Annotated in this window: 5 protein-coding genes; 4 read left to right on the top strand and 1 reads right to left on the bottom strand. The window is 63.2% G+C overall.

Annotated elements, in window-relative coordinates; translation table 11 throughout:
• A partial coding sequence (locus AC4FAH_RS10865; RefSeq protein ID WP_490246020.1) for a hypothetical protein occupies positions 1 to 182 on the top strand: 182 nt, incomplete at its 5' end.
• Between the two features lie 355 nt (positions 183 to 537).
• Positions 538 to 1,641, top strand: a complete 1,104-nt coding sequence (locus AC4FAH_RS10860) for a DUF2333 family protein (protein WP_043331981.1) — start codon at positions 538 to 540, stop codon at positions 1,639 to 1,641.
• A gap of 134 nt (positions 1,642 to 1,775) precedes the next feature.
• On the opposite strand, the gene ppa is transcribed toward AC4FAH_RS10860, so the two are convergent.
• Positions 1,776 to 2,306 (bottom strand): inorganic diphosphatase, encoded by a 531-nt coding sequence (gene ppa / locus AC4FAH_RS10855; RefSeq protein ID WP_043331979.1) that lies wholly within the window; start codon positions 2,304 to 2,306, stop codon positions 1,776 to 1,778.
• Between the two features lie 265 nt (positions 2,307 to 2,571).
• Here ppa and AC4FAH_RS10850 point away from each other — a divergent pair, with 265 nt between their 5' ends.
• The gene (locus AC4FAH_RS10850) at positions 2,572 to 4,299 is read left to right on the top strand and encodes a bifunctional protein-serine/threonine kinase/phosphatase (RefSeq protein ID WP_043331977.1); all 1,728 of its coding nucleotides are present in this window, start codon (positions 2,572 to 2,574) and stop codon (positions 4,297 to 4,299) included.
• Between the two features lie 47 nt (positions 4,300 to 4,346).
• Positions 4,347 to 5,003 (top strand): NAD-dependent epimerase/dehydratase family protein, encoded by a 657-nt coding sequence (locus tag AC4FAH_RS10845; protein WP_490246019.1) that lies wholly within the window; start codon positions 4,347 to 4,349, stop codon positions 5,001 to 5,003.
• Positions 5,004 to 5,074: the final 71 nt, after the last annotated feature.

The raw sequence follows: 5,074 nt of genomic DNA, 5'->3' as shown, positions 1-5,074 counted from the left end.
GACTTTCAAGAACGAACGAAGCACGAAAGCATCCTTATACAGTGCCGAAAGAACATCCTGCAGGCCTCAAGGCACCGCAGTCTCGCGCCGCCTTCATCCTGCTCGGGGGCAAGCGCTGGATCGAGAGCAGGCCCATCATCGCCGCGCACGACTTGCACGCGGATGAATGTGCCACCATGTAGCAGACATCCGCTCGTGTGAGGGCGTGTGAGGACGTATCGGGCTCGAGTGGTGAAGCCGCCTGCGCGGGTGGCAGTCTGGCCCTCGGCTCGTACCGCGACTCAGCCCGCGACTCACTCCGCAACTCGGTCCACGACCAGGCCCGTGGCCCGGCCCGCAATCCGGAGCGCATCGCACCTTGCCACAGAACCGGCACTTCACCGAGTGCGACTGGCACGTGCAGGGGCGCATGATAGGATAGGACGTACGTCATGAGTACCGGCGCTGGATGCATCGGCGCGGCTCACATCCGTTCAGGCAGGTCTGACTCGTCTCTCACACGGCTTTTTCTACAAGGCTTCATACAAGGAAGAACGCATGGCCCTATTCGGTAAAGGCAGCAAGCGCGGCGCCAATCGCGATGTGCTGGAAACGCCTCAGTATGGCTGGATCTGGAAACCACTGATCGGGCTGTTCGTCATTTACCTGCTGGTCTGCGTTGGCCTTGGTATCTACTGGAGCAGTGAACCGGACGAGTTCAACATCGATCAGGCCACGCGCACCGAACTGGCTCGCGTGCACGGGCTGGCCGCACCGGTGGCCAAGGTCGAGGGCGAAGAGCCGGCACCGGCTTTCGAGACCCTGCCGACAGGCACCGCGACCGTCGCCACCCTGATGAAACTCAATGACACCCTGCTGCACAAGCCGGGCGGCTATCTCAAGAATGATGTGGCGCCGCCAGGGCTGATGCTCGACAACATGCCCAACTGGGAATATGGCGTGCTGGTACAGGTGCGTGACATGACGCGTGAGCTGCGCAAGGAATTCAGCCGCTCGCAGTCCCAGTCCAGCGATGACAAGGCACTGGGCAAGGCCGAATCCCTGCTGTTCATCGATGCCAATGCCTGGATGCTGCCGGAAGCCGAGCACGAATATGCCGACGCCAACCGTGAGCTGGGCGACTACCTCAAGCGTCTGAGCGATGACACCCAGAACAACGGCCAGTTCTACGCGCGTGCCGACAACCTGGTGGCCTGGCTGTCGGATGTCGAGAATCGCCTCGGTTCCCTGTCCCAGCGTCTGTCGGCGAGTGTCGGCAAGTCGCAGCTCAACCTGAGCCTGGCCGGCGACAAGAGCGCCACCTCGGCCAAGAGCACCCAGACGGAAGAAGAGATCAAGACGCCGTGGCTCGAGATCGACGATGTCTTCTATCAGGCACGCGGCACCTCCTGGGCGCTGATCCATCTGCTCAAGGCAGTGCGTCATGACTTCCAGGGCGTGCTGGAAGACAAGAACGCGCTGACCTCCATCGACCAGATCATCCGTGAGCTGGAAGCGACCCAGACCGATATCGGCAGCCCGATCATCCTCAATGGCTCCGGCTTCGGCTTCTTCGCCAACCATTCGCTGGTGATGGCCAACTATGTCGCGCGTGCCAACTCCGCGATCAGTGACCTGCGCAGCCTGCTCGAGAAGGGCTGATCCCGTGACGCCCGATGCCGCCTGAGGGCTATCCTCACCGGTGTCGGGCGTGAGCCGGAAACGAAAAAGCCCCCGTCAATGACGGGGGCTTTTTTGCATCGTGATGCCTGAATCGCGCATCACTTCAGAAGGACTCAGTCCTTCTGGTAGGCAGCGGCTGCCTTCTCGATCGCGGCACGGGCGGCATCAGCACCGTCCCAGGAATCGATCTTGACCCACTTGCCTTTCTCGAGATCCTTGTAGTTCTCGAAGAAGTGCGCGATCTGCTGACGCAGCAGTTCCGGCAGATCAGTGACTTCCTGGACGTCGTCGTACAGGGAGGTCAGCTTCTGGTGCGGGACGCAGACCAGCTTGGCGTCTTCACCGGCTTCGTCGCTCATGTTGAGCACGCCGACCGGACGCGCACGGATGACGCTGCCCGGTGCGACCGGATACGGGGTCACGACCAGCGCGTCGAGGGCATCGCCATCGTCGGCCAGGGTGTTCGGGATGTAGCCGTAGTTGGCCGGGTAGAACATCGGGGTGGCCATGAAACGATCCACCATGAGCGCATCGATGTCCTTGTCGATCTCGTACTTGATCGGCGCGTGATTGGCCGGAATCTCGATCGCTACGTAGACGTCGTTCGGCAATTCCTTGCCAGCGGGGATCTTGTCGAAACTCATTGTCGAGTCCTTGGGTTTGCGGGTTGAAGGCCTGCGGGTCAAAATTCCGCTGAATTATACGAACTGGCAGACCGTTTTGCCATTATGCCACGCTCGATCGCCTTGCGTTGCACCAACGAGTGGTGGCACTGCAGGCTGACTCGGGTAACACTTGGGGCCGTCCAGCGCGGCGCAACGGCGATTGCGCGTTCAGCGTCGGGCTGGCGCAGCGTCACCACCGCATGCATGAAACGTAACGGCAGGATCGAGACGCAAGGAGACCGCCTTGGCGGATGCAGAGCTTTCACTCAGTTACGGTCAGGCCTTCGTGGCTCCCGACCGCAAGCGTCATCGCAGCTCGATGTCGCTGGAGATACCGCTGGAGCGCGGCCCGCTGGCGGCCAAGGGCGGCTGTGCGCTGATCGCCGACACCACCAGCAAGAACGCGATTGCCAAGCAGGCCGGCGACCTTGCCGTGCGTGGCTTTCTGGCCGATTACTTCGCCACGCCCGACAACTGGAGCGTCAAGTATTCCGCGACCCGCGTGCTGCGGGCGCTGAACAGCTGGTGTTACAGCCAGAGCCGCTTCGTGCGGGGCGGCAGTTACGTGACCTCGATTTCCGCCGTCGTCTTCCGGGGCCAGTCGGCGCATCTGTTCCATGCCGGTGACACGGTGGTCTTCCGGCTGCGTGGCGGCGAGTTCGAGCAGATCTCGCGTGACCATGTCACCGATCTCGGCGGCTATCGTTATCCGTCGCGGGCACTGGGCATGGATGTCAGCCTCGACATCGACTACATCGAGCTGCCGCTCAAGCAGGGCGATATCTTCCTGTTCACCACCCAGGCGGTGCGCGGCACCCTGCTGCCTTCCGATTTCGTGTCACTGATTCGCGATGACGTCTCGGATCTCGATGCCGCCAGTGAGCGCCTGGCCCATGCCGCGGCGGACCGCGCCGATGAGCGCGGCTACACGGCCGACCAGTTCTGCTTCCAGCTGGTGCGCATCGATCGCCTGGCGACTGCCTCTGACGATACGCCGGGGCGCGTCTATGGCGACCTGCCGGTACCGCGTGAGCTGGAGCCGGGCGACCGCATCGATGGCCTGGAAGTGATGGAAGTCATGTCGCGCAGTGCGCGGGTACGCGTCTACAAGGTGCGTGACCTCAAGAGCCGGCGCGTGATGGTGATGAAGGCGCCCAGCCCGGAGCTGTCGCTCAAGAATGCCTATCTCGAGCACTTCCTGCTCCAGCAGTGGGTGGTGGACCGCGTCAGCTCGCCCTTCGTGGTCAAGGTGGTGGAGCCGTCACGCCCGCGTGATCACCTCTACTACCTGCTCGAACATCTGGAGGCGCAGACGCTGACCGAATGGGCGCGCATGCACCCGCAGGCCAATCTCGAGCAGCGTCTCGACATCGCGCGTCAGCTTGGCAAGGCCGTGCATGCACTCAATCGTCGTGAGGTGCTGCACCAGCTGATTCACCCCGACAACGTGATGATCGACCGTCATGGCAAGGTGGTGCTGGTCGATTTCGGCGCCTGCCATCTGCGTGAAGGGGATGGCCATGAGAGCGCCGGTCCGCTGGCGCGTCAGGTCGGCCTCACCGAACACAGCGCGCCGGAATATGCCCTTGGCGCCGATGTCAGTCGACGCAGCGATCAGTACGGCCTGGCCTCGGTGATCTACTGGCTGCTGACCGGCATGCAGCCCTACGCCCAGTCGATGGAGCAGCTTCGCACCCACACCGACCTCGAACTGCTGGAGTATCAGCCAGCCCGGATGCGCAATCCCCAGGTGCCACAGATCCTGGACGATGCCCTCAGGCGCGCCCTGGACCCGCAACGCACCCTGCGCTATCGCCGCCTGTCTGAGCTGCTCTACGCGCTGCGCCTGCCGCAGCAGGACCCCGGCAAGGCGCTGACGCCCTCGGAGGCGATACGTGAACCGGCCAATTTCTGGCAGGGCGTCGCCGGCATCCTGCTGTTGCTGCTGGTGCTGTCCTGGCTGCTGAAGTGAACGCAGAGCCTGATGGGGCTCAAGGCCATGGTGGAAGGAAGAGGTGTATGGGGCAGACAGCGATCGTGATCGGGGCGACCGGCGTGGTCGGGCGCGAGGTGGTGGCTGAGCTCATCACCTGCGAGGCCATCGCCCGAGTCATCACGCTGACTCGCCGGCCGGTGCCTTGCGACTCTGACAAGGTCGAGAACCATGTGGTCGACTTCGCGCGCCTGGAAGACTGGGCCGATTGTTTCCAGGCGGACCTGCTGTTCTCGTGCCTGGGCACCACGCTCAAGCAGGCGGGGTCGCTCGAGGCCCAGCGGCGTGTCGACATCGATCATCAACTGAGTGCCGCCCGGCTGGCGGCCGCCCAGGGAGTGACGCACTACCTGCTGGTTTCCTCCAGCGGCGCCAATCACGCGAGCCGCAATGGCTATCTCAGGACGAAGGGCGAGCTGGAAGTGGCCATCAAGGCGCTGCCTTTTGCGCGTATCAGTGTCTTCCAGCCGTCATTGCTGGTGGGGGAGCGCAGCGAGTTCCGCCTGGGCGAGTCGCTGGCGCGCTATCTGTTGCCAGCGCTCACCCGCTTGCCGGGCCTGCAGCGCTATCGACCGATCCGTGGCGCTCAGGTGGCGGCGCGTATGGTCGAGGTCAGCCAGCGTCAGCAGCAGGCGCATGCGGTGTACCGGCTGGAGGAGGTGTTTCCCCGTCCCCCCGCATGACAACTGACAGCCATCAAAAAGCCCCGCACAGTTGCCTGTGCGGGGCTTTTTTACACTCGCTTCACTGTCAA

The sequence above is a fragment of the Cobetia sp. genome, assembly GCF_983723665.1.
The sequence above is the reverse complement of the archived record's forward strand: the minus strand, read 5'-3'. Positions and strand labels throughout refer to the sequence as shown.